The organism is [Clostridium] symbiosum ATCC 14940, assembly GCF_000466485.1.
Classification (GTDB): Bacteria; Bacillota; Clostridia; order Lachnospirales; family Lachnospiraceae; genus Otoolea; species Otoolea symbiosa.
This window is the reverse complement of record NZ_KE992887.1, coordinates 22,252-25,903: the sequence shown is the minus strand read 5'-3', so window position 1 is coordinate 25,903 and position 3,652 is coordinate 22,252. Positions and strand designations below refer to the sequence as shown.

The 3,652-nt window shown below is 49.3% G+C and carries 3 protein-coding genes; all 3 read right to left on the bottom strand.

Annotation, left to right across the window (positions count from 1 at the left end; all coding sequences use genetic code 11):
* Positions 1-120: 120 nt before the first annotated feature.
* From CLOSYM_RS09105 to CLOSYM_RS09095, 3 genes are read right to left on the bottom strand one after another with little or no spacing between them, the layout of a single operon-like run.
* Positions 121-546 carry an RrF2 family transcriptional regulator gene (locus CLOSYM_RS09105; protein WP_021641884.1) on the bottom strand — a complete coding sequence of 142 codons (426 nt, stop codon included), beginning with the start codon at positions 544-546 and terminating at the stop codon, positions 121-123.
* Positions 547-564: 18 nt separating this feature from the next.
* Positions 565-1,968 carry a redoxin family protein gene (locus CLOSYM_RS09100; RefSeq protein WP_021641883.1) on the bottom strand — a complete coding sequence of 468 codons (1,404 nt, stop codon included), beginning with the start codon at positions 1,966-1,968 and terminating at the stop codon, positions 565-567.
* Between the two features lie 53 nt (positions 1,969-2,021).
* The gene (locus CLOSYM_RS09095; RefSeq protein WP_021641882.1) at positions 2,022-3,410 is read right to left on the bottom strand and encodes an FAD-dependent oxidoreductase; all 1,389 of its coding nucleotides are present in this window, start codon (positions 3,408-3,410) and stop codon (positions 2,022-2,024) included.
* Between the last annotated feature and the right edge of the window lie 242 nt (positions 3,411-3,652).

Genomic DNA, 3,652 nt, shown 5'->3' with positions numbered 1-3,652 from the left:
CAAATCCCACCCCAACTATTGACAAAGAGCCGAATTTCAGCCGCAGAAAAGCAGGCCGCCTGTGCCACACTCTTCCAAGTGGGCACAGGCGGCCTGCTTTTTAATCTTTATCTGCTGCTTTTATTTCTCCGGACGCTTTGAAAATATTCTGTCTTCTATATCATATATTGTAATCTGCTTCAACCGTTTCCGGCACTCCTGATCCAGGGTATCATAAATCTCCGTCATCACACCGGCCATCCCCGATGAAACGAGGCAGTCGCGGTCAGGATCTCCGCTTTTCCATGATGCGGCTACAAATGGAGTATCAAGGGCGTCCGCTATCATCTGCAAATCCACTTCCCGGGCCTCTCTGTGGAATAAATATCCTCCATCGGCCCCCTCCTTTGTCTTAATCAAGTCTGCTTTCTTAAGTTTCGCCATCACTTTACGGATTCTGGCCGCATTGGTGCATACATTGTCCGCAAGCCCTTCGCTGGAATAATAAGTTCCCTTATGTGATAGAAACACTAATGCATGCACGGCAATCGTAAACTCGCTTGTCACTTTTTCATCCCCTTTTCCTTACTTTCGTTTTCCGGCCATCGTCTGGTCTATGATGCTCTTCATCATATCTTCGCTGAGCTGGCCGCTGGCGTAGCCGAATACATTTCCGTCGCGGTCAATCATAAAGGTCGTAGGGAAGGAGAAGATTCCGTACGCGTTAAATATCTCTCCCGTCGTATCCATCACGACAGGATACGTATATCCGTTATCCTCCAGGAATTTTTTAATGCCCTCCTCGGACTGTTCGCTTCCCATATTCGGGGCCGCTATTCCCAGGACGATCAGCGCATCGTCGCCTTCCGTATCATAGGTATCATACAGCTTCTGGATATCCGGCATCTCGGCGCGGCACGGCGGGCACCAGGTTGCCCAGAAGTTCAGGAAGACCGTTTTCCCTTTGTAATCGGACAGCGTATGAGTATTGCCATACTGATCCTTTAATGTAAAATCGATGGCAGGCATCGGAGCCGGTTCCGTCTCTCCGGATGCGTTTTGTTCGGAACCGCTTTCATTCGGACCGCTCTCTTTAGCGGCGTTCTCACCGGAACCCGGTTCTTCTGCTCCCGATGCAGAACCGCTCTCTGCTGTTTCTCCGCTGCTCTCCATCCCGTCCTTCGTTTCTTCCTTCGTCTCTTCCTTTGTCTCATCGCCGCTTACAACACCGGCGCTGTACCCGCTGCCGCCGGACGGGGAAATTCTTGAAAGGTAGCCTGTCACGGAATTCATCTTACCGGTGAACATAAGAATTCCCATAAATACCATCAGGATTCCGCCGATTCTCACCGTATATTTGACAACGTTCATATGACTCTTGAAAAAATCCAGAAGCGATGTCGTAAACAGGCCAACTGCGAGGAACGGCAGAACAAAACCGGCCGTATATACGCCAATCAGCACAAATCCCATCGCCTGGGTGCTGGCTGACGCCGCCATCAGAAGGACACTGGCTAAAGCCGGGCCTACACAGGGCGTCCAGGCAAAGCTGAAGGTAAAGCCCATAACAAGAGCTGTAAATGGTGACATCGCCAGTGTATCCAGCTTAAAGGGGAGCCTGCGCTCTCTGCCGAGCAGGGAACTGGATCCGAAAAAGCCCAGCTGGTATAATCCGAACATTACAACCAAGATACCTCCGACTCTTGCAAACATAAGCTGGTTATTTTTGAAAAAGCCGCCCATGGCTGAAAATCCCAATCCCAGAAGGAAGAATGCGAAGCTGACTCCGATTACGAAGCACAGCGTATGCAGCATTACCTTGCTTCTTTTATAGTAAATCCTTCCGTCTTCGCCGCGGCTTCCCGTTCCCCCGGACAGATACCCGATGTATAACGGTATCAGCGGCAGCACGCAGGGAGAGAAGAAACTGATCAGGCCCTGAAAAAACACCGTCAGAACCGGTACACTGATATCTAGTGAAAAACCCATATAGTACACTCCTTTTATGTTGTAAATTTCAAATTTAGTCTGTTACGGCCGGATTACACGGCAAATAACTCGTTAAGAGATTCGGCCATCGTCGGATGGGTGAAAATCATGTCTCTGAGTACGGTATAGGGAAGTTTTGCATCCATTGCCATCTTAATAATATTAATCAGCTCATAGGATTCTTCGCAGAACAGATGCGCTCCCAGTATCAGGCCCGTCTTCTCGTCAATTACTGCCTTCAGCAGGCCGTCCGGCTGCTCTAACACCTTGGATTTGACAATCTCAGACGCGGAAACCGTTGCGATCTTTACCTGGTACCCAGCATCCCTTGCGTCTTTTTCGCTGAGTCCCACTCTGGAAAATGCCGGGGCTAAAAATACGCTGTACGGTACGGCTCCCCTATCTTTCAGTGTATAACTGCCGTCTCCGAGAATCTTTGATTTGACGATTCTGCTGTCATCCAGGGAAATATAGGTGAACTGAAGTCCTCCGGTGACATCTCCCATAGCATAAACATCCGGAGCCGTCGTCATCATCGAATCATCCGTAATTATACCGCCTCTGGCATTCACTTCGATACCGGCCGCCTCCAGATTCAGCTCCTTTGTATTCGGCCTGCGCCCGGTTGCAATCAGTACTGCATCGGCCTCCAGCTTCCTGACGCCTTCCCTGTCTTCAAACACGACGGCAGCCCTGCCTTCAGTCTGTTCAACTGCTTTGACTTTTACACCGGTCAGTACATCGATTCCTCTGCCCGACAGCGATTTACGGACAGCACCGGCTATATCAGCATCCTCTCTCGGAAGGAAAACATCCCCATCCTGAAGTATGGACACCTTGGAACCAAAGCTTGCATAAATCGAAGAAAACTCTACGCCGATATAACCGCCGCCTATGATGACAAGATTCTTTGGCAATTCCTTTTGCTCAAGGAGCGTCTCGCTTGTATAGACATAAGGATTTCCCTTCACTCCATCGATAGGCGGAACGAAAGCCGATGAACCCGTATTGATAAAAATCTGCTTGCCCGTAAGCTTTACCATCGCCCCGTCCCGCTCCACTTCAACATCATGAGAGGAAACAAACCTGGCGGTTCCATCCATCACCGTGATATTTGGGTGATTTGTTAATTTCTGATAATTTCTTTCCCTGAGCTTTCCGGTCAGGCTGTTTTTATGTTCCACCGCCTCTTTATAGGCCCTGGCTTTATCCTCAAAGCTGCCGTCTCCGGCTGATATAAGTCCTGCGCGGTATACGAGTGATTTGGTCGGTACGCAGCCCACATTGGGGCAGGTGCCTCCGTACATTTTGTTGGAACGTTCAATCAGAACCGTCTTCTTTCCCGCATCACCCAGCGCTTTCGCCAGTGTCTTTCCGCCTTTTCCAAAACCGATTATGATTGCATCATATTTTTCCGTTATTTCGACTGATTTCTTCTCCATTTCTATTCCTCCTTGCCGGATTGTTTTATATGTAATTTTATTTGTTACAGTTCTTATTTGTAACTTTATCAGATACAGTTGTATTTGTCAAGAACTTTTTGGGGAATTTGCGAAATGAGATTTAACTGAGGTTTGAAGGACGCGTCCGGAACGGACTATGTCCGGTGTGGTGAGGGGGTGGGCTGGCTGAGACTTCCGTCCCTGTGGGAGGTTGGCCGTGGAGGGGGAATCCGGCCGGAATG